The 20,494-nt window shown below is 74.4% G+C and carries 17 protein-coding genes; 9 read left to right on the plus strand and 8 right to left on the minus strand.

The features are described 5' to 3' along the window. The first annotated feature begins 150 nt into the window (after window positions 1-150). From iolB to IE241_RS06495, 4 genes are all read left to right on the plus strand, one after another. On the plus strand, window positions 151-1,011 hold the full coding sequence (iolB, locus tag IE241_RS06480; RefSeq protein WP_190020656.1) for a 5-deoxy-glucuronate isomerase: 861 nt from the start codon (window positions 151-153) through the stop codon (window positions 1,009-1,011). Then, on the plus strand, window positions 1,008-2,888 hold the full coding sequence (gene iolD, locus IE241_RS06485; protein ID WP_190020657.1) for a 3D-(3,5/4)-trihydroxycyclohexane-1,2-dione acylhydrolase (decyclizing): 1,881 nt from the start codon (window positions 1,008-1,010) through the stop codon (window positions 2,886-2,888). The genes iolB and iolD overlap by 4 nt, the downstream gene beginning before the upstream one ends. A gap of 19 nt (window positions 2,889-2,907) precedes the next feature. After that, window positions 2,908-4,401, plus strand: a complete 1,494-nt coding sequence (locus IE241_RS06490) for a CoA-acylating methylmalonate-semialdehyde dehydrogenase (protein WP_190020658.1) — start codon at window positions 2,908-2,910, stop codon at window positions 4,399-4,401. 61 nt (window positions 4,402-4,462) lie between these two features. Then, on the plus strand, window positions 4,463-6,559 hold the full coding sequence (locus tag IE241_RS06495; protein ID WP_190020659.1) for an FUSC family protein: 2,097 nt from the start codon (window positions 4,463-4,465) through the stop codon (window positions 6,557-6,559). Window positions 6,560-7,015: 456 nt separating this feature from the next. On the opposite strand, the gene IE241_RS06500 is transcribed toward IE241_RS06495, so the two are convergent. Then, the gene (locus IE241_RS06500; protein ID WP_190020660.1) at window positions 7,016-7,615 is read right to left on the minus strand and encodes a TetR/AcrR family transcriptional regulator; all 600 of its coding nucleotides are present in this window, start codon (window positions 7,613-7,615) and stop codon (window positions 7,016-7,018) included. Window positions 7,616-7,709: 94 nt separating this feature from the next. Here IE241_RS06500 and IE241_RS06505 point away from each other — a divergent pair, with 94 nt between their 5' ends. The 3 genes from IE241_RS06505 (at window position 7,710) to IE241_RS06515 (ending at window position 11,660) form a co-directional block, all read left to right on the plus strand. Next, on the plus strand, window positions 7,710-8,249 hold the full coding sequence (locus IE241_RS06505; RefSeq protein WP_190020661.1) for a PH domain-containing protein: 540 nt from the start codon (window positions 7,710-7,712) through the stop codon (window positions 8,247-8,249). Next, window positions 8,246-9,805 (plus strand): PH domain-containing protein, encoded by a 1,560-nt coding sequence (locus tag IE241_RS06510; protein WP_190020662.1) that lies wholly within the window; start codon window positions 8,246-8,248, stop codon window positions 9,803-9,805. Before IE241_RS06505 ends, IE241_RS06510 begins: the two co-directional genes overlap by 4 nt. 151 nt (window positions 9,806-9,956) lie before the next feature. Beyond that, a complete protein-coding gene (locus tag IE241_RS06515) occupies window positions 9,957-11,660 on the plus strand; it encodes a sigma-70 family RNA polymerase sigma factor (protein ID WP_190020663.1) in 1,704 nt (567 codons plus the stop codon). A 74-nt stretch (window positions 11,661-11,734) separates the two neighbouring features. On the opposite strand, the gene IE241_RS06520 is transcribed toward IE241_RS06515, so the two are convergent. The 3 genes from IE241_RS06520 to IE241_RS06530 are packed head-to-tail and all read right to left on the minus strand — an operon-like array spanning window position 11,735 to window position 15,149. After that, window positions 11,735-12,487 carry a succinate dehydrogenase/fumarate reductase iron-sulfur subunit gene (locus IE241_RS06520; RefSeq protein ID WP_190020664.1) on the minus strand — a complete coding sequence of 251 codons (753 nt, stop codon included), beginning with the start codon at window positions 12,485-12,487 and terminating at the stop codon, window positions 11,735-11,737. Then, window positions 12,487-14,442 carry a fumarate reductase/succinate dehydrogenase flavoprotein subunit gene (locus IE241_RS06525; RefSeq protein WP_190020665.1) on the minus strand — a complete coding sequence of 652 codons (1,956 nt, stop codon included), beginning with the start codon at window positions 14,440-14,442 and terminating at the stop codon, window positions 12,487-12,489. The genes IE241_RS06520 and IE241_RS06525 overlap by 1 nt, the downstream gene beginning before the upstream one ends. Window positions 14,443-14,444: 2 nt before the next feature. Next, entirely contained in the window at window positions 14,445-15,149 is a 705-nt protein-coding gene (locus tag IE241_RS06530; protein WP_190020666.1) for a succinate dehydrogenase cytochrome b subunit, read from the minus strand. Window positions 15,150-15,238: 89 nt separating this feature from the next. Here IE241_RS06530 and IE241_RS06535 point away from each other — a divergent pair, with 89 nt between their 5' ends. Continuing rightward, complete coding sequence (locus IE241_RS06535) at window positions 15,239-16,132, plus strand: LysR substrate-binding domain-containing protein (protein WP_190020667.1); 894 nt, start codon at window positions 15,239-15,241, stop codon at window positions 16,130-16,132. Between the two features lie 6 nt (window positions 16,133-16,138). Here the strand turns inward: IE241_RS06535 and crcB are convergent, their stop codons facing one another. From crcB to IE241_RS06555, 4 genes are read right to left on the minus strand one after another with little or no spacing between them, the layout of a single operon-like run. After that, window positions 16,139-16,498: a fluoride efflux transporter CrcB gene (crcB, locus tag IE241_RS06540; protein WP_190020668.1), complete on the minus strand. Its 360-nt coding sequence runs from the start codon at window positions 16,496-16,498 to the stop codon at window positions 16,139-16,141. Further along, complete coding sequence (locus tag IE241_RS06545) at window positions 16,495-16,929, minus strand: DUF190 domain-containing protein (RefSeq protein WP_190020669.1); 435 nt, start codon at window positions 16,927-16,929, stop codon at window positions 16,495-16,497. Before IE241_RS06545 ends, crcB begins: the two co-directional genes overlap by 4 nt. After that, window positions 16,926-17,405, minus strand: a complete 480-nt coding sequence (locus IE241_RS06550; protein ID WP_190020670.1) for a fluoride efflux transporter FluC — start codon at window positions 17,403-17,405, stop codon at window positions 16,926-16,928. Before IE241_RS06550 ends, IE241_RS06545 begins: the two co-directional genes overlap by 4 nt. 36 nt (window positions 17,406-17,441) lie before the next feature. After that, window positions 17,442-18,833, minus strand: a complete 1,392-nt coding sequence (locus tag IE241_RS06555) for a styrene monooxygenase/indole monooxygenase family protein (RefSeq protein WP_190020671.1) — start codon at window positions 18,831-18,833, stop codon at window positions 17,442-17,444. 645 nt (window positions 18,834-19,478) lie between these two features. On the opposite strand from IE241_RS06555, the gene IE241_RS06560 reads away from it, so the two are divergent. Further along, on the plus strand, window positions 19,479-20,447 hold the full coding sequence (locus IE241_RS06560; protein WP_229898874.1) for a polyprenyl synthetase family protein: 969 nt from the start codon (window positions 19,479-19,481) through the stop codon (window positions 20,445-20,447). Window positions 20,448-20,494: the final 47 nt, after the last annotated feature.

Raw genomic sequence — 20,494 nt, forward strand, 5'->3', positions numbered from 1 at the left:
CCCAGCTACCGCTGGGAGGTGCCCCCAGTTTCCTGGGGGCAAGCCCCCAGCCCCCCAAGGGGGAGAAGAAGCGGGCAAGCCCCCAGCCTCCCGGGGTTCCCTCGCCCATTCGACGGTGCCGGATCCACCTTCACCAGGAAGCGAACCCCCATGACCCATCCCCACCCCCACCCCTACGACGTGGACGTCACCCCCGAGCAGGCCGGCTGGGCGTACTCCTCCTTGCGTGTGCTCAGCCTTCCCCCCGGCGGCAGTCACACCTTCCCCACCGGTGACAGCGAGTGGATCGTGCTCCCCCTCCGCGGCGGCTGCGCCCTCACCACCGGCGACGGCGACGCCTTCGAACTCCACGGCCGCGCATCCCCCTTCGCCGCCGTCACCGACTTCGCCTACGTCCCCCGCGACAGCACCGCCACCCTCACCGCCCCGGCCGGAGGCCGCTTCGCTCTCGCCGGGGCCCGTTGCGAGCAGCGGCTGCCCGCCCGTTACGGTCCCGCCTCCGCCGTCCCCGTCGAGCTGCGCGGCTCCGGCACCTGTTCCCGCCAGGTCAACAACTTCGCCGCTGCCGGCGTCTTCGCGTGCGACAAGCTCATCGCCGTCGAAGTCCTCACCCCCGGCGGCAACTGGTCGTCCTACCCGCCGCACAAGCACGACGAGCACCACCCCGGCGAGGAGTCCGAGCTGGAGGAGATCTACTACTTCGAGATCGCGGACGGGCCCGCCGGCGTCCCCGGCCTCGGCTACCAGCGCGTGTCGCCCTCGCGCGACAAGGGCACCGACGTCCTGACCGAGGTCCGTACGGGCGACGTCGTCCTCATCCCCGACGGCTGGCACGGCCCTTCCATCGCCGCGCCCGGCCACGCCATGTACTACCTCAACGTCATGGCCGGGCCCGGCGCGGAGCGCGAATGGCTCATCCGCGACCACCCCGACCACACCTGGATCCGTACGACCTGGCCGGACCAGCCGGTCGACCCGCGGCTGCCGCTCTACGAGGGAGGGAACCCATGACGACCGCCACCCGCCGCCTCACCGTCGCCCAGGCCCTGGTGGAGTTCCTCGCCCGCCAGTACACCGAGCGCGACGGTCGCCGGCAGCGCCTGATCGCCGCCTGCTGGGGCATCTTCGGCCACGGCAACGTCGCCGGGGTCGGGCAGGCGCTGCTGGAGTCCGGCGGCGCCATGCCGTACCTCCAGGGGCGCAACGAACAGGCCATGGTCCACGCGGCCGTCGGCTACGCCCGGCACCGCGACCGGCTCTCCGCGCACGCCGTCACCACCTCCATCGGCCCCGGCGCCACCAACCTCGTCACCGGCGCCGCGCTCGCCACGATCAACCGCATCCCCGTGCTGCTCCTTCCCGGCGACACCTTCGCCACGCGCCCCGCCGACCCCGTCCTGCAGCAGCTCGAACACCCCGGCGCGGGCGACGTGTCCGTCAACGACTGCCTGCGCCCGGTGTCCCGCTGGTTCGACCGGATCACCCGGCCGGAGGCACTCGTTCCGGCCGCCCTGCAGGCCGTACGCGTCCTCGCCGACCCCGTCGAGACCGGCGCCGTCACCCTCGCCCTGCCGCAGGACGTGCAGGCCGAGGTGTACGACTGGCCGGAGGAGTTCTTCGCCGAGCGCGTCTGGCGCGTGCGCCGCCCCGCGCCCGACCCCGCCGAGCTGGCCGCGGCCGTGCAGGCCGTACGGGCCGCCCGCCGCCCCCTGCTGATCGCGGGCGGCGGCGTCCACCACAGCGAGGCCGAGGAGGCGCTTCGCGCCCTCGCCGACGCCACCGGCATCCCCGTCGCCTCCACCCAGGCCGGCAAGGGGTCCCTGCACCACGCCCACCCCGCGGACGTCGGCGGCGTCGGCCACACCGGCACGGCCGTCGCCGACGACCTGGCCCGTACGGCCGACCTGGTCATCGGCGTGGGCACCCGCTACAGCGACTTCACCACCGCCTCGCACACCCTCTTCGCCGCCCCGGACGTGCGCTTCGTCAACCTCAACATCGCCCCCTTCGACGCCCACAAGCTCTCCGCCCTGCCGCTCGTCGCGGACGCCCGCACCGGCCTGGAGGCGCTGACGGAAGCCCTGGCCGGCCACCGCGTCCCGGAGGCGTACGAGAAGGAGTACACGGTCGGCAAACAGGCCTGGGAGCGGCTCGTCACCCGGGCGTTCACCCCGCAGGACGCCGCCGCCCGCCCCACGCAGGCCCAGGTCCTCGGCGCGCTCGACGCCGTCGTCGACGACACCGACGTCGTCGTCAACGCCGCCGGCTCCCTCCCCGGCGACCTGCACAAGCTCTGGCGCGCCCGCTCCCGCCGCCAGTACCACCTCGAATACGGCTACTCCTGCATGGGCTACGAGATCCCGGCGGCGATCGGCGTCGCCCTGGCCGAGCCCGGGCGCCCGGTGTGGGCGCTCGTCGGCGACGGCACGTACCTGATGATGCCGACGGAGCTGGTCACCGCCGTGCAGGAGGGGATCCCGATCAAGGTGGTGCTGATCCAGAACCACGGCTACGCCTCGATCGGCGGCCTGTCGGAGGCCGTCGGCGGCGAGCGCTTCGGCACCGCCTACCGCTTCCGGGCCGCGGACGGCACGTACACCGGCGACCCGCTGCCCGTGGACCTGGCCGCCAACGCCGCCTCGCTCGGGATGCACGTGCTGCGCGCCCGTACGGCCGGTGAGCTGCGGGATGCGCTGTCCGAGGCGCGCGCCTCCGCGCGCCCCACATGTGTCTATGTGGAGACCGAAACAGCCGACACAGTGCCGGGCGCGCCCCCTGCCCAGGCGTGGTGGGATGTGCCTGTCGCCGGGACCGCGACCCGCCCGGCGGCCCGCAGGGCCCGGGAGGAGTACGAGCGCCACGCCGCCGCCCGCCGCCGCTATCTTTGACCGTAGGAGAGGCCGACCGATGAAGACCGTCAACCACTGGATCGACGGCAAGGCCGTCGAGGGCACCTCCGGCACGTACGGGCCGGTCACCGACCCGGCGACGGGCGCGCAGACGACGCGGGTCGCCTTCGCCTCCGCCGAGGAGGTGGACGCCGCCGTCGCCGCGGCCAGGGCCGCCTTCGCGACGTGGGGCACGTCCTCCCTCGCCACCCGTACCGCGATCCTCTTCCGCTACCGCGCGCTGCTGGACGCCCACCGCGCCGAGCTCGCCGAGCTGATCACGGCCGAGCACGGCAAGGTGCACGCCGACGCCCTCGGCGAGGTCGCCCGCGGCCTGGAGATCGTCGAGCTGGCGTGCGGCATCACCACGCAGCTCAAGGGCGAGCTGTCGACCCAGGTGTCCGGCGGCGTGGACGTGGCGGCGATCCGCCAGCCGCTCGGCGTCGTCGCGGGCATCACGCCCTTCAACTTCCCGGCCATGGTGCCGATGTGGATGTTCCCGCTGGCGATCGCCTGCGGCAACACCTTCGTGCTCAAGCCCAGCGAGAAGGACCCCTCGCCCGCGATCCTCCTCGCGCAGCTGGCCGCCGAGGCGGGGCTGCCCGAGGGCGTCCTCAACGTCGTCAACGGCGACAAGGTGGCCGTCGACCGGCTGCTGACCCACCCGGACGTCGCCGCCGTCTCCTTCGTGGGCTCCACGCCCATCGCCCGCCACATCCACCGGGTGGCGAGCGAGCACGGCAAGCGCGTCCAGGCCCTCGGCGGCGCCAAGAACCACATGCTGGTGCTGCCCGACGCCGACCTCGACGCGGCCGCGGACGCCGCCGTCTCCGCCGCGTACGGCTCGGCCGGCGAGCGCTGCATGGCCGTCTCCGCGGTCGTCGCGGTGGGCGCGGCCGGCGACGAGCTGGTGGCGAAGATCCGCGAGCGCGCCGAGAAGATCAAGATCGGGCCGGGCGACGACCCCGCGTCCGAGATGGGCCCGCTCATCACCGCGGCCCACCGCGACAAGGTCGCCTCCTACGTGCACGGCGCCGCCGCCCAGGGCGCCGAGGTCGTCCTCGACGGCACCGGCTTCACCGTCGAGGGCTACGAGAACGGGCACTGGATCGGGCTGTCCCTGCTCGACAAGGTGCCGGTCGGGGCCGACGCCTACCGTGACGAGATCTTCGGCCCGGTGCTGTGCGTGCTGCGCGCGGAGTCCTACGAGGAGGGGCTGGCGCTCATCAACTCCTCGCCGTGGGGCAACGGCACGGCCGTCTTCACCCGGGACGGCGGCGCGGCGCGCCGCTTCCAGCTGGAGGTCGAGGCGGGGATGGTCGGCATCAACGTGCCCATCCCGGTGCCGGTCGGCTACCACTCCTTCGGCGGCTGGAAGGACTCCCTCTTCGGCGACCACCACATCTACGGGAACGACGGCGTCCACTTCTACACGCGCGGCAAGGTCGTCACCACCCGGTGGCCCGACCCGGCCGACAGCGGCGTGGACCTGGGCTTCCCGAGCCACCGCTGAGGACGCCGCTGAGCCCGCCCCGCTGCGCGGAACACACCGGTCCGGAACGTAAGCTCAGGCCATGACCTGGTCCAGCGCGCTGCGGAACGCCGCCCGCGACGGGCTGACGATCGAGCGCACCAAGCTGACGCCCGTGGTCGCCGCCCGTGGCGCGCTCGGCGTGGCGATCGTCGTCGGGGTCATCCTGTGGCTGGGGACCCCGGCGCTCGCCGTGTCCTCCGCGTTCGGCGCGTTCTCCGCGGGCCTGGTGACGTTCCAGCGCAGCTGGCGGCCCCGCCCGGTGCTGGCGCTCGCCGTGGCGACCGGCCTCGCCGTCAGCACGTTCCTCGGCTACGTGGCCGCCTTCGACCCCGTCGTCTTCGGCACCCTGCTGACCGTGTGGACGCTGCTCGCGGGCATGGCCTGGGCGGTCGGGCCGGTCTCCGGCCTGGTCGCCACGCAGACGATCGCCGTCATGCTCGTCACCGTCACCCTCCCGACGTCCGTCATGGGGGCGCTGCACCACGCCGGGCTGATCGCCGTCGGCGGGCTGGTGCAGGCGGCTCTCATCGTGCTGCTGCCGGTCCGTCCCTGGGGCGTCCAGCGGGACGCGCTCGCCGACGCGCTGGCCGCCGAGGCGGACTACGCGCGCAGGCTGCGGCACGACCCGCAGGCCCTCTTCGACCCCCAGCCGCTCATGGACGCCCGCGAGGCCGCCGAGCTGACCCCCCGCCAGGCCCGCAACCGGCCCCGTCAGCTGGGCGGGCCGCGCGGCGTCGCCGAACGGCTGCGGCCCGTCCTCGCCGCGCTCGCCGACCCCGTCCTCGGCGCCCCCGCGGAAGGTCCCGAACGGGACCGCGCGCGGGACCTGCTGGGCGCGGCGGCGACCGTGCTGGACGCGGTCGCGCGGGCCATCCGGTGGGGCAAGCCCGTCAAACTCCCCGAAGAGGCCACCGCCGTCCTCACCGTGCCCGCCACCGGGCCGGTCCTCCACGGCGCCGCGCGGCGCTCCGCCCTGCGCCTGATGGCGCTCCTCGGCGACGCGGTCGACGCCACCGACGAACCCGTGCGCCGGACCACGGCGCGCGGCGGTTCCGAACACCGGCACCTGCTGCGGCCCTCCGTGCCCCGGCTCGCGCCCGTCGCGCTGCACGCCCTGCGGCGCGAGGCGCGCTGGTCGTCGCCGGTCGGGCGGCACGCCGTACGGAGCGCCGCGGTCGTCCTCGTCGGCTACGCCGCCGGCACCGCCCTGCCCTGGGGGCACGCCTACTGGGCGCCCATGACCTCCGTGATGGTGATGCGGCCCGACTTCGGCCAGACGTACTCGCGGGGCGTCGCCCGGTTCGCGGGGACGGTCGTCGGCGTGGCCGTCGCCGGCGTGCTGATGGCCCTCACGCACCCCGGGCCGTGGGTGTGCGCCGGGCTGTCGGTCGTCTGCGTCGGGCTGATGTACTTGCTGATGCGCACCGGCTACAGCGTGACGTCCGCGTGCATCACCGCGTACGTCGTCTTCCTGCTCGGCATCGCGGGGGAGGGGTGGTCGCAGACCGTCGAGGCGCGCGTCGCCCTCACCCTCCTGGGCGGGCTCCTGGCCATGGCCGCGTACGCCCTCTTCCCCACCTGGGAGACGCCCCGGCTGCGGGACCGGCTCGCCGAATGGCTCACCGCCAACGGGCGCTACGCACTCGCCGTGCTCGGCACGTACGCCGAACCCGGGGAGCGCAAGCCGCGCCGGGTGCGCGAGGCCCTGCTGGACGCGCGTGCCGCCCGCACGGCCTGGGAGGAGATGGCCGGCCGCGCCCTGACCGAGCCCGTGCGGCACCGCGGGCTCTCGCGCAGCTCGGAGCGGGCGGCGGAGTCGGGGCTGACCACGATGGGCCGGGCGACGCTGCTGATGGAGGCCCACCTTCCGGAGAAGGACGCCGAACCGTCGAAGGGCGCGGCCCGGTTCGCCACGGCCCTGGCCGACTCCCTGCCGGCGGCGGCCACAGCCGTCCGCGAACGCCGCGCCCTCGACTGGACGGCCCCCCACGCGGCGCTCGCCGCCTGGCGGTCGGAGGAAGGCGAGGAAGGCGTGGCCGTCCGCGGCTCGGAACTCCTCCTGGACGCCCTGGACGAACTGGCCACGGCCCTCTCCCCGGGCCCAGGCGGCCGCAACCGCGCGGCACGCAGGCCGTAAGGGGGCGCCCCCCACTCGCCTTTCGCCGCGACGGCGGTGGCCTGCGCGGCGCGTCCGGCGGTGCCGGGCCTGCCCGGCCGTCCGGTCCGGCACCGCCGGTATCCGCCGTCGTGGCGGATCGCCGCGGCGGCGGAGGGTTTGTGCGCCCGGCGCCTTGGCGTTCCCGGCCGGGCGGCCGCTTTCTTCCGCCGCGACGGCGATCGGCCCGCGCGGCGCTTTCCGGCGGTGCCGGGCCGGCCTGGCCGCCCGGCATGGCACCGCCGGTCTCCGCCCGCTGTGGTGCCGCGCCGCGGCGGCGGAGGGGTGTGGTGCGGGCTGCCCGGCCGCCCGGGGCGGGAGGGTCCGGTGCCCCGGGCCTTCGTTTCCGGCCGTGCCGGGCGTTTCCTTCCGCCGCGACGGCGGTCAACCCCCGCCGCGCATCCCGGCGGTGCCGAGCCGCCCGGCCTGTCAGGGGCCTTACGGTGTGAACAGGCGTTCCAGGTGGCCCTCCAGTAGCCCCTTCGCCTCGTCCGGTGTGCATACCTCCAGCAGGAGATACGTCGTCAGGCCGTCCGTCAGGGCGATCAGAAGCATCGCCTCCGCGTCCGCGGCGCGGGACGAGTCCACCTCGCCCCGGGCGATCCCGGACCGGACCTGGTCCGCGAAGAACGCCCGCAGCGCCGGTACGCCCTCCCGCGCGTGGCCGCGCAGCCGCTCGTCGTGGAGGGCGCGTACGAAGTACGCGATCTGGACCAGGTTCCCGGTGCGGCTCTCCTCGTCCAGGGGGAGCATCTCCAGGACCGTCTCCCGCAGGACGTCCCGCGGTGAAGGCGGTACGGCGAGCCCCATGAGGCGCGTCCGGATGCGCTTCTCCGCCAGCTCGCCCAAGTACTTGAGCGCGAAGACGAGCATCTCGTCCTTGCTGGAGAAGTAGTGCTGCAGCTGCCCCAGCGAGATCCCCGCCTCCGCCGCGACGTCGCGCAGGCTCGCGCCGTCGAGCCCCCGCGCGCACGCGATGCGCCACAGGGCCTCCGCGATCGCCCGGCGCCGCTCCTCGTGGTCCACGCGCTTGGGCACGCCCACCACCTCACCTTTCCAAGTCGCTCGTATTGCTATAGCTTATTGCCATACAACTGACTTGGAAAGCACCAGCAGGGGGAGCGGCAAGCCCATGGCAGGACACCGGCGCAGTGCACAGACGCAGCTCATGCTCAGGCCGCCCCGCAACGGCGTCGACCCGAGAGCCCGCCGCTGGTGGACCGTTCAGGCCCTGCTGACGGTCAGCGGCCCCCTGCTCCTCGTTGCGGTCGCCCTGCTGGTCAACTCCCTGCTGTTCTTCCCGGGCGCCCTCCCCTGGCTCGCCCCCCTGCTGCTCGTCACGTGCGTGCTGCCCGCCGTCGCCTACGTCCTGGCCATGCCGCGCCTGCGCTGCCGTATCCACGCCTGGGAGGTCGGGGAGGCCGCGGTCTACGCCGCCGGCGGCTGGCTCCTGCGCAAGCGCCGCATAGCCCCGCTCTCGCGCGTCCAGACCGTCGACACCGTCCGCGGCCCGCTCCAGAGCCGCTTCGGCCTCGCCACCGTCACGGTCACCACCGCCTCCACGGCCGGCGACGTCCGCATCGCCGGCGTCTCCGACGAGGACGCGGAGTGGCTGGCGACCCGGATCGCCGACGCCGCCCGCCTCGTCCCCGCGGACGGTGACGCCGCATGAGCGAGCAGCAGCCGGAGCAGCAGCCGGAGCAATGGCCCGCGCAGGCGGCGCCCGCGCAGGCGCCCGAGCCGTGGCGCACCCTCGACCCCCGCACGATCGCCGTGCACTGCACCTGGATGGGCGCCCCCCTCGGCTCGCTCGCCCTCACCGCCCTCGCCACCGGCGGCCGCCTCGACACGCGCGCGTGGATCACCCTCGCCGTGATCGCCGTCGTCTTCGCCGGCATCGCCGCGAGCGGCGTCGTCACCTGGCGGCGCACCCGCTACCGCGTCACCGCCGACGCCGTCGAGCTCCGTACGGGCCTGCTCACGCGCAGCGTCCGCGCGATCCCCCTGCACCGTGTCCGCAACGTCGACATCACCGCGAACGCCGTCCAGCGCGTCCTCGGCCTCGCCGTGCTGCGCGCCGGCACCGGCGGCGGGGGGCGCGGCGGCGAGATCTCCCTGGAGGCCCTCGCCCGCCCCGAAGCCGTCCGGCTGCGCGCCGAACTCCTCGCCCGAGCCGGCGCCCGCCGCGCCGACGACCCCGTCCTCGCCGGCGCCGACCTGCGCCGGCTGCGCTACGCCCCGCTGACCTTCTGGGCCGTCGGCGGCGTCTTCGCCGCCGCGGGCGGTGTGTGGCGGATCCTCGACGGGATCGGCATCGAGCCCTGGCGCATCGGCATCGTGCGCCGCGCGTTCGACGACTTCGGCCACAGCTTCCTGTGGGTCACCGTCCCGCTCGCCCTCCTCGCGATCACCGTCCTCGGCGCCGTCGGCGCGGTCGCGCTGTACGCCGAGGAGTGGTGGGACTACCGCCTGGAGTGGACCGACGCAGCCACCTTGCGCGTGCGCCACGGCCTGTTCACCACGCGGTCGGTCTCCATCGAGCGCGCCCGCCTGCGCGGCGTGACCCTGCGCGAGCCGCTCCTGCTGCGCGCGGGCGGCGGGGCGAGCGTCCGGGCCGTGGCCGGCGGCCTCGGCAACACGGAGGAGAACCGCCGCCGCAGCGTCGTCCTGCCGCCCGCCTCGTACGCCGAAGCCCTGCGCGTGTGCGACGGGGTGCTGGGCGAGCCCCTCGGCGCGCCGGAGCTGACGCCCCACCCGCGGGCCGCGCTCCGCCGCCGCCTCGTGCGGGCGCTCGCGTGGTGCGTGCTGCCGCCTGCCGTCGTGCTCGCCGTGCTGGGCGCGCTCCTCACGCCCGTCCTGCTGTACTGCGCGGCGGGCTGGGTGCTCCTCGCCGCTCCCGTCGCGTACGGGCTCGGGCGCGACGCCTACCGCGGGCTCGGCCACGGCCTGCGGGGCCGCTTCCTGCTCGTGCGGTCCGGCACCTTCGGCCGCGAGACGACGGCCCTGGACCGGTCGGCCGTGCTGGCGTGGACCTTCACCGACAGCCCCTTCTCCCGCCGGGCCGGCGTCGTCACCGCGACCGCCGCCGTCGCCGCGGGGGAGGGCGGATACCGCATCCGGGACATGTCCGCCGATACCGCCGCAGGCTTCGCGGAGGCGGCGACGCCGGGGATGCTCGCGGAATTTCTGGAGCCTTCCCGGAGCGCGGTGAACGACGGCCCCTCGTAAGGCGAAAAGCGGCCCTTCATAAGGGGATTTGTCCGGTCCTCTTGAAGTTTTCCGAGCAGTTTTTGTTATCGTCGCGCCCCATCCGCATCTCCTATGTGTCGGACCGAACGGATCGACTCCCGAACGGAATGCCGGAGAAGGGTGGCGGAGCGTGAACAGTCAGAGCGTGGCCGTGGTCGAGGCGGCGCGAGCCGGGGACACGGCGGCACAGGACGAGCTCGTCGCCGCCCACCTGCCGCTCGTCTACAACATCGTCGGCCGGGCCCTGGGCGGCCACGCCGACGTCGACGACGTGGTCCAGGAGACGATGCTCCGGGTCATCAACGGCCTCGGCGAGCTGCGCGACGCCGCCGCCTTCCGGTCCTGGCTCGTCGCCATCACCATGAACCAGATACGCAGCCACTGGCGGGAGCGCCCGGAGACTCCCGTCAGTGGCCTGCAGGAGGTCGCCGAAGTCCCCGACCCGGAAGCGGACTTCGTCGACATCACCATCGTCCGGCTCGGTCTGCAGGGGCAGCGCAAGGAGGTCGCCGAGGCCACGCGCTGGCTCGACGACGACGAGCAGACCGTGCTGTCCCTGTGGTGGCTGGAGGCCGCCGGCGAGCTCACGCGCGCCGAGGTCGCCGCCGCCCTCGACATGACCCCGCAGCACGCCGCCGTCCGTATCCAGCGCACCAAGGCCCAGCTGGACACCGCCCGCGGCGTCGTCCGGGCCCTCGCCGCGCAGCCCGCCTGCCGGCAGCTCGGCGACGTCGTCGCCTCCTGGGACGGCGCCCCCTCCGCCCTGTGGCGCAAGCGCGTCGCCCGCCACGTGCGCGGCTGCGGCCGCTGCGTCGGCGCGACGTCGTCGCTGGTCCCCGCCGAGGGGCTGCTCGTCGGCCTGGGCCTCGTGCCGCTGGGTGCCGGCCTGCTGGGCTGGTGGCGCGGCGGGTCGGTGCTGCAGACACAGCCGGTGGCCCACGTCTCTCCGGCGGCTTCCCCGTCGGCCTCCGCGTCCGGCGCCGGCGAAGGCACGCGCGCGGGCGCGCGCGTGGGCCGCCGCCGCGCAGGCAACGGCAACGGCAGTGGCAGCGGCAACCGGGGCCACCGCGCACGCCGCCCCCGCACCGCCAGGCGCGCCGCGGCCGGCGCCGCCGCCCTGGCCCTCCTCACGGGCGGCGTCCTCGGCGGCCTCTACCTCTTCACCGACTCCTCGGACGGCAAGAGCGTCTCCGCCAAGGACGGGCAGACGCCCCAGAACCGGGTGCAGGCCCTCGACGCCGGCGCGTCCGCGCTGCCGTCCGCCGCCTCACCGTCCCCCTCCGCGAGCGCGTCCGCCTCGGCCAAGCCGTCCGCATCGGCATCCGCGTCCGCGTCGTCCTCCGCCTCGCCGTCCGCGGAGCCGAGCCGCTCCTCCGCCCCGGCGAAGCCCTCGCCCGAGGAGAAGAGCCCGAGCCCGGCCAAGCGCGCCCCCAAGGCCGCGAACCCCGGCGGCGGCTCGCTCGGCCAGCAGGTCACCGCCCTGGTCAACGCCGAGCGCGCCAAGGCCGGCTGCTCGCCCCTGACGGAGAACAGCACCCTGGACGCGGCCGCCCAGGGCCACTCCGACGACATGGCCGCCCGCGGCTTCTTCGACCACACCAACCCCGACGGCAAGGGCCCCGGCGACCGCATCACCGCCGCCGGCTACAACTGGAGCACGTACGGCGAGAACATCGCCTACGGACAGCAGTCGGCGTCCTCCGTCATGGACTCCTGGATGCACAGCGACGGCCACCGCAAGAACATCCTCAACTGCTCCTTCAAGGAGATCGGCGTAGGCGTCAACCACGCCCCGGGCGGCCCGAGGTGGACCCAGGTTTTCGGAGCCCGCTGACCGCCCGCTGACCGCGCCCGCCGCCCCGGCCGCCGGCCCGCCCGCCCTTGAGCGCGGCCCGTCGGCGCGCCGGCTCAGCGCCGCCGCCCGCCCTTGAGCGTCGCCCGCAGGTACTCCCGGTTCATCGCCCCGATCGCCGTGAGCGGGATGCCCTTCGGGCAGGCCACGGCGCACTCGCCGGTGTTCGTGCAGCCCCCGAAGCCCTGGTCGTCCATGGTCTCCACCATGTCCAGCACCCGGGACTCCCGCTCGGGCGCGCCCTGCGGCAGGACGTTGAGGTGGACGACCTTCGCGGAGGTGAAGAGCATCGCCGAGCCGTTCGGGCAGGCTGCCACGCACGCGCCGCAGCCGATGCACTCCGCGTGCTCGAAGGCGAGGTCGGCGACCGGCTTCGGCACGGGCGTGGCGTGCGCGTCGGGGGCCGAGCCGGTGGGGGCGGAGACGTAGCCGCCCGAGCCGATGATGCGGTCGAAGGCGGAGCGGTCGACGACCAGGTCCTTCACGACCGGGAAGGCGGCCGCCCGCCACGGCTCGACGTCGATGGTGTCCCCGTCGGCGAAGTGGCGCATGTGCAGCTGGCAGGTCGTGGTCCGCTCGGGCCCGTGCGCCTGCCCGTTGATGACCATGCCGCACGCCCCGCAGATGCCCTCGCGGCAGTCGTGGTCGAAGGCCACGGGCTCGTCCCCGGCGAGGATCAGTTCCTCGTTGAGGTGGTCGAGCATCTCCAGGAAGGACATGTCCTCGCTGATTCCCGTGACCCGGTAGGTGGTCATGGCGCCCGGCTCGCCGGCATTGCGCTGGCGCCAGATGCGCAGGGTGAGGTCCATTACGCGTAGCTCCGCTGGGTGGGGTGGACGTATTCGAATGTCAGGGATTCCTTGTGGAGGACCGGCGCGCTGCCCGTCCCCGTGAACTCCCACGCCGCCGCGTACGAGAATTCCTCGTCCTTGCGGGCCGCCTCGCCCTCCGGCGTCGCGCTCTCCTCCCGGAAATGGCCGCCGCAGGATTCCGTGCGGTGCAGGGCGTCCAGGCACATCAGCTCGGCGAGTTCGAGGTAGTCGACGATGCGGTTGGCCTTTTCCAGGGACTGGTTGAGTTCCTCGCCCGTCCCGGGCACCTTGATGCGGCGCCAGAACTCCTCGCGCAGGGCGGGGATGCGGCCGAGCGCCTTGCGCAGGCCCGTCTCCGTGCGGGCCATGCCGCATTCGTCCCAGAGCAGTTCGCCGAGCTCGCGGTGGAAGGAGTCCGGGGTGCGGTCGCCGTCGTTGGCCAGCAGGCGGGCGAGGCGGTCGGTGACGCCCGCCACGGCCCCGGTGACCGCCGGGTGGTCCCCGGGCACGGCGTCGTGCGGGTGCCGCGCCAGGAAGTCGTTGATGGTGGAGGGGAGGACGAAGTAGCCGTCGGCCAGTCCCTGCATCAGCGCGGAGGCGCCCAGGCGGTTGGCGCCGTGGTCGGAGAAGTTGGCCTCCCCGATCGCGAACAGGCCCGGCACGGTGGTCTGCAGGTCGTAGTCCACCCACAGGCCGCCCATCGTGTAGTGGATGGCCGGGTAGATCCGCATGGGGACCTCGTACGGGTTCTCCGCCGTGATCCGCTCGTACATCTCGAAGAGGTTGCCGTATTTCGCCTCGACGGCCTTGCGGCCCATGCGGGCGATGGCTTCGGCGAAGTCCAGGTAGACGCCCTGGCCGCCCGGGCCGACGCCGCGCCCCTCGTCGCAGACGTTCTTCGCGGCGCGCGAGGCGATGTCGCGCGGGACGAGGTTGCCGAAGGACGGGTAGATCCGCTCCAGGTAGTAGTCGCGCTCGTCCTCGGGGATCGCGGCCGGCGGGCGCGTGTCGCCCTTCGCCTTCGGCACCCAGATGCGGCCGTCGTTGCGCAGCGACTCGCTCATCAGCGTCAGCTTCGACTGGTGGTCGCCGGAGCGCGGGATGCAGGTGGGGTGGATCTGGGTGAAGCAGGGGTTGGCGAAGTAGGCCCCGCGCCGGTGGGCCCGCCAGATCGCGGTGGCGTTGGAGTTCTTGGCGTTGGTGGAGAGGTAGAAGACGTTGCCGTAGCCGCCGCTCGCGAGGACCACCGCGTCCGCGACGTACGTGCTCACCGCGCCCGTGATCAGATCCCGGGCCACGATCCCGCGCGCCCGCCCGTCGACGACGATCAGGTCGAGCATCTCCGTACGGGCGTGCATCTCGACGTTGCCCGCGTCGATCTGGCGGCTGAGCGCCTGGTACGCCCCGAGCAGCAGCTGCTGGCCCGTCTGCCCGCGCGCGTAGAACGTCCGGGAGACCTGGACACCGCCGAACGAGCGCGTGTCGAGCAGCCCGCCGTACTCGCGGGCGAACGGCACGCCCTGCGCCACGCACTGGTCGATGATCTCGACCGAGACCTGGGCGAGGCGGTGGACGTTGGACTCGCGGGCGCGGAAGTCGCCGCCCTTGACGGTGTCGTAGAAGAGGCGGTGCACGGAGTCGCCGTCGTTGCGGTAGTTCTTGGCGGCGTTGATGCCGCCCTGCGCGGCGATGGAGTGGGCGCGGCGCGGCGAGTCCTGGTAGCAGAACTGCACGACGTGGTAGCCCTGCTCGGCGAGGGTGGCGCCCGCGGCGCCGCCCGCGAGGCCGGTGCCGACGACGATGACGGTGTGCTTGCGCCGGTTCGCGGGGTTGACCAGCCTGGCCTCGAAGCGGCGGCGGTCCCAGCGCTCGGCTATGGGGCCGGCGGGGGCGGCGGCATCGGTGACCGGCTCGCCGGCCGTGTAGTGCGTGTAGTCGGATGTGTCGGACATGCTCAGCTCACGACTCCTGTCAGGACGCCCACGGGCACGGCGATGAAGCCGCAGGTCAGCACCAGCGCCAGCGCGTCGGCCAGGAACTTCAGCACCCGCTCGCGGCGGGCCGAGTTCGCCCCCAGCGTCTGGGCGGCGCTCCAGAAGCCGTGCCGGATGTGCAGCCCGAGGGCGAGCATCGCGGCGATGTAGAAGGCCGTGACGGCGGGGCGGTCGAGGGAGGCGACGAGGTTCTCGTAGGGGCGGCCCTCCTCGGCGTTGGGGTTGACCGTCAGCGTCGTCAGGTCGAGGACGTGCCAGACGATGAACAGCCCGAGGATCACGCCGCCCCAGCGCATGGTGCGCGTGGCGTAGCTCGCGCGCTGTCGCTTACGGGCGTACTTCTGCGGCCGCGCGGCCAGGTCGCGGCGGCTGAGCTGGTACGCGGCGACGCCGTGCAGCACGACCGCCGTCCCGAGGGCGGCGCGGGCCATCCACAGGAACCACTCGTAGTGCAGGAAGGGCTCGCCCACGGTGCGGATCCAGTGCCCGTAGTGGTTGAACTCCCCGGCCCCGAAGAACACCTTCAGATTGCCCACCACGTGGGCGACCAGGTACGCCAGCATGATCATGCCGGTGACCGCCATGACCGCCTTCTTGCCGACGGTCGACCGCCACACGGAGCCGATGAGGGACGGAGGACGGTCCGTCCGGGTCGCCAGTGCCATGGCACCAGACGCTAGGCAGCGGCAGGTCGATCCGTCCAAGACATGATGAAGCTGGTTTCCATAGGCTCTGCCTATCTATGCTGCTGACCGTGCAACTCCAGCAGCTCCGCTACTTCGCAACCCTGGCCGAAGTCCGTCACTTCACCCGGGCCGCCGAGTCCCTGCACGTCGCCCAGCCGTCGCTCTCCCAGCAGATCCGCGCCCTGGAGCGGGAGCTGGGCGCGGAGCTCTTCCAGCGCGCCCGCGGCAACATCACCCTCACCGACGCCGGCGAGGCGCTGCTGCCGCTGGCCCGGCAGATCCTGGCCGACACCGAGACGGCCCGGCGCGAGGTCCAGGAGGTCGCCCAGCTGCGGCGCGGCCGGGTGCGCCTCGGCGCCCCGCCCAGCCTCTGCGCGAGCCTCGTCCCCGACGTCCTGCGGGCCTATCACGCCCGCTACCCGGGCATCGAGCTCCTCGTCGACGAGGGCGGCTCCCAGGACCTCGTGCGCACCCTCGCCGCAGGCGGTCTCGACCTCGCCCTGGTCATCACGCCCCTGGCCGTCGGCGCCCCGGCCCTCGCCACGACCGAGCTCCTGCGCGAGGACCTCGTCGTCGTCACCGCCCCCGGGGAGCCGCCGCCCACCCGGCGCCGCGCCCTGCGCGTGGCGGACCTGGAGGGCCTGCCCATGGTGATGTTCCGCCGCGGCTACGACCTGCGCGAGATCACCACCGCGGCCTGCCGCGCCGCCGGCTTCGAACCGGTCTTCACCGTCGAGGGCGGCGAGATGGACGCGGTCCTCGGCTTCGTCCGCGCGGGCCTGGGCCTGGCGGTGGTGCCGGGCATGGTGGCGGCCCGCTCGGGCCTGCGGGTCACCCCCTTCGAGGGCACCCGCATGCGCCGCACGATCGCCCTGGCGCACCGCAAGGACGTCGCCCCGCCGCGCGCGGCGCGGGAGCTGCGGACGGTCCTGCTGGAGCACTTGGGGACGACGCAGCCCTGAGGAGGCTCACCCCCACAGCGCCCGCCCCAGCGCCACCCCCGCGAACGCCGCGCCCAGCCCGCACACCACGCTCAGGATCACGTTCGCCGCCGCGTAGCCGCGGCCGCCCTCGCGGGCCAGGACCAGCGTCTCGTAGGAGAACGTGGAGTACGTCGTGAGGGCGCCGCACAGGCCCGTGCCGAGCAGCAGTTGCCAGGGAGAGGGCGCGGCCGCGGTGAGGACGCCAAGGATCAGGCTGCCCGCGACGTTCACGGCGAACGTGCCCCACGGGAAGACCGAGTCGTGGCGCGACTGCACCGCACGGTCGGTGAGATAGCGCAGGGGCGCGCCGGCCATCGCGCCGGCGACGACGAGGAGCCAGTTCACGCGCCGCCCTCCGGGGCGACGGGCCCGAGCCGGAGGACCTCGACGGGCTCCAGGGTGACGAGCTTCTCCCCGGCCACCTCCGCAAGCGCCGGAAGGAACGCCCGGACGGCCTCCTCGGCGTCCACGATCACCACCGTCACCGGCAGGTCCTCGCTCAGGGAGAGCAGCCGCGCGGTGTGGACGACGGACGAGGCGCCGTAGCCCTCGGACCCGCGGAAGACCGTCGCCCCCGCGAGCCCGGCGGCGTGCGCACGGTGCACGATCTCGCTGGAGAGCGGGTGGTGCCCCCAACGGTCCGATTCGGTGAGGAAGACGGTCAGGCGAAGGGCCCCGGCGCCGCCCCCGCCCCGGAGCTTCGCACCCTGCGGGCCTTGCAGTCCTTGCGGCCCCTGTGGCTCCTGCGGGCCTTGCGGCCGCCCCTGCGGCGTCATCGCGTACGCCTCCGCAGCAGGAACGCCTTCGTCGCCGTGGCCGCCACCAGGACCGTCGCCAGCGCGGCGACGAGCGTGCCCGCCAGATACGCGAGCGCCGTCGCCACGTGCCCGCCCTCGATCAGCCGCTGGACGTCCACCGTGTACGTCGAGAAGGTGGTGAACCCGCCGAGCACCCCCGTCCCGAGGAACGGCCGCAGCAGCCGGTGCGGCGCGGCGAGCTCGCCGATCGCCACCAGCAGCACCCCGATCAGGGCGCAGCCCACCGCGTTGATCAGCAGGGTGGTCCAGGGGAAGGCGCCGGCCGGCGTGGGCCACAGCAGCCCGGCGCCGTAGCGGGCGGCGGCCCCCGCGCCGCCGCCGAGGGAGACCGCGCAGACGACCGCGCCCTGTCCGCGTGTCACGGACGGCCGCCCGGGGGAAGGCGTGCGCGTGCGCGGGCCGCCGGTGACCGTCCCGGGCCGGGTCGTGCTCATACGGTCCGTCCGCCTCCTCCTCGTCGTGCGCCCAGGCTATCCACCGTCCGCCGGAACCGCCGCGCCACCGTCCGCCGGAACCGTCGCGCCGGCAGCTCCCACGGCCGCCAGATACGCGTCGGCCCGGTCCGCGTCCGTGAACCACTCCCGGAAGCCCGCGGGGTCCGCAAAGCCGTTGGCGTAGCGGTGTGCGACGTCGGGGTGGCGCGCAGCCGCGGCCAGGATGCGCTGCACGTGCTCCGGCGGGGGCCCCAGCAGCATGTTGGTGAAGGCCGTCACGTGGCGCGCGTGCTCCCAGTGCCCGGCGAACGTGCGCAGCATCCACGTCCGGTCGAAGGGCTCGTCGCCGTGCCCGGTGATCGCCTTCAGGTAGTGGCCGGCGCCGCGGGCCGCGCTGTTGGAGCCCTGCCCGCTGATCGGGTCGTTGAGGACGACGGCGTCGCCCAGCCCGAGGACGTACGCGCCGGGCGCGACTTCCGCGACGGGCCGGCGCACGACCGGCGTCAGCGCACCGGTGAGCGCGGCACCGGCGTCCGTCGGCTCCATGCCGCGGCACAGCTCGTACTCCCCGGGCAGATGGCCGCGCAGCAGCTCCAGCGTGCGCTCCACGACCTCCGCCGGGCCCGGCCGGTCCGCCCAGACGTCGAGAGGGCCGCCCGGCACCGCCTCCCACAGCACGATCTCGCACGGGCCGTCGAGTGTGAGGCCGTGCATGACGAAGAACTCCCCGAGGCCTCCTACGGGAGTGACCCGCACGTGCGGCCCGCCGAAGCCGTCCGGCATACGGGTGCCGCGGACGTAGCAGACGGCCAGCGTGCGCTGCGGGCGGTCGTACGGGCTGTGCCGGGCGTCGCGCGCGAAGACCTCCGCGAGCGGGCCGTGGCCGGTGGCGACGACCGTCAGGTCGTGCGCGGCGGCGATCCCCGGCAGGTCCGCCGGCCCGACCGTGCCGTAGGCGACGCGCCCGCCCCGCGCCTCGAACAGCTCCAGCCAGCCCGCCGTCTTCACCCGCAGGTCGACGGACTGTGCGGGTTCGTCCAGGAGAGCGCCGAACCCTCCGGCGGGGGAGTGCTGCGGGTCCGCGACGGCGAAGCCGAGGGACGCGATGCGGGGCGCCCGCGCCTCCCACAGCTGCAGCCCGGCGGCGCGCTCCAGGGCGAGGGCGGGACCGTACATCACCTGCGTGGAGGACACCGGCCCGCGCCGCACCTCCTCGGGCGTGCGGGCGGCGTAGAGGGTGACGTCGTAGGGTTCCGGGGGATGATCCGCGGGGCCTCCCGGCGTGCCGTTGTCTCCCGGTGCGCCGTTGCCTTCCGGCGGGCCGTCCGGTCCCGGCGTGCCGTTGCCGCCCGGCGTGCCGTCCGGCCGCAGCCCCAGGGCCAGCTGCAGCCCCGCCTGGCCCGCTCCGATCACCGCGATCCTGCGCATCGCCGCCTCCGCGGGCCCGGAGGTCGCCTGCCGTGTGGTCCCGGTACCGGGCCCCTCCCCGTTGTAGCGGCGCGCGGTGCGCGCTGTACAGAAGGCAGCTGTAAAGGGGATGACTGTACAAATGGCGGACGCATGCCGCGCCACCGTCCGGTGAGCGCACGGTGGCCGGAGGATGGCCGCCCCGCAACCGCCCGTCGCCGCCCGCGGTATGACGTGCGGGCGCCATCATCGTCCGGGCCGCGCCGCTCCCGTACGGCACTGGCCTGATGGCGACGGTACGGCGGCGGTCCCGGGAACGGCTTCGGCGCAGGTCACGCGGGTGAATCGGAGGATGATACGACCGGTGGCCTGCGCAACGGCCCAGGACGGCCGTGCGACGACCGCCGATTATGAGCCACACGTGAGCCCGCCTCGTACGCGCGCACGGGCCGTCAGCCGCCTTCTGAGCCTGCCCCGACCGGCCGGCCGGGCGGTCGAGAGCGCCATGAAGCAGGAGGGACGGCGCATTCCGGTATGGCAGGAAACCGTCGCTTCCCGCGCGCTCCCGTGGGCAGTCTTCTGGCCGGTCAGGCTCCGCCCCCGAGGGCGGGGCTCCCGCCCGGCAGGGTCGGTCGCAGGACCGAAACCGATCCAGGGAGGCACACGATGACGACGCAACCCCAGCTGCCCCGTGCGGTGGCGCCCCAGGAGCCGTGCCCCCAGCTCCAGCGCGCCGGGATGCTCGACCAGGTCGAGAAACGGCTGCGCGGCCTCCTCAACGACGAGCACCGGCGCTGGCGCACCGCCGACGCGCGGGGCGCCGGCATCGTCGAGTCCCTCGCCGAGCTCGTCGCCGTGGGGGCCGACCGGGTCCGCCCGGTCATCCTCCTCACCGGCTATCTGGCGGCGGGCGGCGCCCCGGAAGCACCCGAGGCCGTCGAGGCCGCCGCCGCCCTCGAACTCCTCGACACCTGCACCCTCATCCGCAGCGACGTGCGCGACAACGCCGCACTGCGCCGCGGCATCCCCACGCTGCACGTCAGCCGCGCCGCCGAGCACGAGCGCAACGGCTGGGCCGGCGAGGCCCGGCGCTTCGGCGAGTCCACCGCCACCCTGGCCGGCGACCTCGCCCTCTCCCTCGGCGACCGGCTCGCCGCACGCCTGCCCGCCGCCGCGTGGCAGCTCTGGGACGAGATGCGCACCGAGCGCGTGATCGGCACGTACGCGCACGAGGCGATGGCCGCCGAATACCTCGACGACCCGTGGCCCGGGCGGTGCATATCGGGCTGCGACCGGGGCTGCACGGCGGGCTGGTACGCCCTGCGGCACCCGCTCCGGCTGGGCGCGGCGCTCGCCGGCCGGACCGACCTCGACACCGCCTACGACGCCTACGCCCGCTCGCTGCACGCCGCGTGGCGGCTGCGCGGCTTCCTCGACGGCGGCCCCGAGTACGACTGGGACGCGGAGCTGCTGCGGGAGATCCTCCTGGAGCGCGAGGAGCGCGGCATCGCCGAGCGCCTCATCCGCGAGCTGGTGGACCGGGCCTCGCGCACCGCCGCCTCCTCGCGGCTGGCCGCCGGGTGGTGCGAGGAGCTGACGGCCTTCGCGGTGCGGATGGCGGCGGAGCGCGGATAGGCGGAGGGGGGATAGGCGGAGGGGGATAGGCGGCGCGGGGAGAGGCG

Source organism: Streptomyces hiroshimensis (assembly GCF_014650335.1).
GTDB classification, from domain to species: Bacteria; Actinomycetota; Actinomycetes; order Streptomycetales; family Streptomycetaceae; genus Streptomyces; species Streptomyces hiroshimensis.

Bases quoted from the DNA above. Each gene is read 5' to 3' on its own strand.
- iolB (WP_190020656.1), top strand. From the start codon at position 151: ATGACCCATCCCCACCCCCACCCCTACGACGTGGACGTCACCCCCGAG.
- iolD (WP_190020657.1), top strand. From the start codon at position 1,008: ATGACGACCGCCACCCGCCGCCTCACCGTCGCCCAGGCCCTGGTGGAG.
- IE241_RS06490 (WP_190020658.1), top strand. From the start codon at position 2,908: ATGAAGACCGTCAACCACTGGATCGACGGCAAGGCCGTCGAGGGCACC.
- IE241_RS06495 (WP_190020659.1), top strand. From the start codon at position 4,463: ATGACCTGGTCCAGCGCGCTGCGGAACGCCGCCCGCGACGGGCTGACG.
- IE241_RS06505 (WP_190020661.1), top strand. From the start codon at position 7,710: ATGGCAGGACACCGGCGCAGTGCACAGACGCAGCTCATGCTCAGGCCG.
- IE241_RS06510 (WP_190020662.1), top strand. From the start codon at position 8,246: ATGAGCGAGCAGCAGCCGGAGCAGCAGCCGGAGCAATGGCCCGCGCAG.
- IE241_RS06520 (WP_190020664.1), bottom strand. From the start codon at position 12,487: ATGGACCTCACCCTGCGCATCTGGCGCCAGCGCAATGCCGGCGAGCCG.
- IE241_RS06525 (WP_190020665.1), bottom strand. From the start codon at position 14,442: ATGTCCGACACATCCGACTACACGCACTACACGGCCGGCGAGCCGGTC.
- IE241_RS06530 (WP_190020666.1), bottom strand. From the start codon at position 15,149: ATGGCACTGGCGACCCGGACGGACCGTCCTCCGTCCCTCATCGGCTCC.
- IE241_RS06545 (WP_190020669.1), bottom strand. From the start codon at position 16,929: ATGACGCCGCAGGGGCGGCCGCAAGGCCCGCAGGAGCCACAGGGGCCG.
- IE241_RS06550 (WP_190020670.1), bottom strand. From the start codon at position 17,405: ATGAGCACGACCCGGCCCGGGACGGTCACCGGCGGCCCGCGCACGCGC.
- IE241_RS06555 (WP_190020671.1), bottom strand. From the start codon at position 18,833: ATGCGCAGGATCGCGGTGATCGGAGCGGGCCAGGCGGGGCTGCAGCTG.
- IE241_RS06560 (WP_229898874.1), top strand. From the start codon at position 19,479: ATGACGACGCAACCCCAGCTGCCCCGTGCGGTGGCGCCCCAGGAGCCG.